The sequence below is a fragment of the Acidovorax cavernicola genome, from assembly GCF_003581445.1.
On record NZ_QXMN01000227.1, the window covers coordinates 1 to 1,306 of the forward strand.

The 1,306-nt window shown below is 66.6% G+C and carries 1 protein-coding gene; it reads right to left on the reverse strand.

Going from position 1 to position 1,306, the window contains the following annotated elements; all coding sequences use genetic code 11:
• Positions 1-1,306, reverse strand: a 1,306-nt coding sequence (gene phnY, locus D3H34_RS32750) for a phosphonoacetaldehyde dehydrogenase (RefSeq protein WP_119558875.1), incomplete at both ends; no start/stop codon positions are given.

Here is a 1,306-nt window from a genome sequence, read left to right on the forward strand (position 1 = left end):
TCGAGCCGATAGCCCGGCACCTCGCGCACGTTCACGCTGCCCACGTTCAGCTCGCGGATGAAGCGCGTGATGTAGTCCAGCCGGTTGGTGCAGATCGACGACGACAGGCCGTACGCCGTGCCGTTGGAGATGCGGATCGCCTCGTCGATGTTCCTGAAACGGATCACCGGCGACACGGGGCCGAAGGTTTCGTGCTTGGCCACCGTCATCTCAGGGTCGACATGGTCGAGCACCGTCGGCGAATACAGCGCGCCGCGGCGTTCGTTGCCGTAGCGCAGCCTGGCGCCGGCCGCGATGGCCTCATTGACCACCGCCTCGAACTGCTTCGCGGCCGCCTCGTCGATCACGGTGCCCATGTCGGTGTCGGGGTCCATCGGGTCGCCGTACTTCAGGGCCCGGGTCTTGGCGACCAGCAGCTCGACGAACTGGTCGGCCACCGATTCGTGCACCAGCATGCGCTTCACCGCCGTGCAGCGCTGGCCCGAGTTCTTGTACGACCCGTTGGCGGCGAGCGTGGCGGCCTCCTCGATGTCGGCGTCTTCCATCACGATGATCGGGTCGTTGCCGCCCAGCTCCAGGATCTGGCGCTTGTAGGTGGCCTTGCCCGCGATGTACTTGCCGATGGGCACGCCGCCGGTGAAGGTGACGAGGTCGACGTCCGCGTTGGTCAGCAGCTCGTCGGCGATCTCCTTCGGGTCGCCGGTGAGCACCGACAGCATCTGCGGCGGCAGGCCGGCCTCGTACAGGATGTCGGCCAGCAGGAAGGCCGTGAGCGGCGTCTTCTCGCTGGGCTTGAGCACGATGCGGTTGTTGGTCGCAATGGCCGGCGCCACCTTGTGGATCACCTGGTTCAGCGGATGGTTGAACGGCGTGATGGCGGTGATGGCGCCCTGCAGCGGCTCGCGCATCGTGTAGACCTTGCGGCTCTTGCCGTGGTGCGTGAGGTCGCACGAGAACACCTGGCCGTCGTCCACCAGCGCCTGGTTGGCGGCGAACAGCAGCACGTCGGAGGCGCGGCCCACTTCGTACAGCGAGTCCTTGCGCGACAGGCCCGATTCGAGCGTGATGGTGCGCGACATCTCATCCAGGCGCGAGGCGATGATCTCGCCGGCGCGCATGAGGATCTTGTAGCGCTCATAGCGCGTGAGCGTGGGCTTGTAGTCGCGGGCGATGCGCAGCGCATTGCGCACATCGTCCAGCGTAGCCTTGGGCACGGTGGCGATCACCTCACCCGTGTACGGGTAGGCGACCTCGATGGTGCGGTCGCGGTGGACTTTCTCGCCTGCGATGCGCAGCGCTTCGCGGT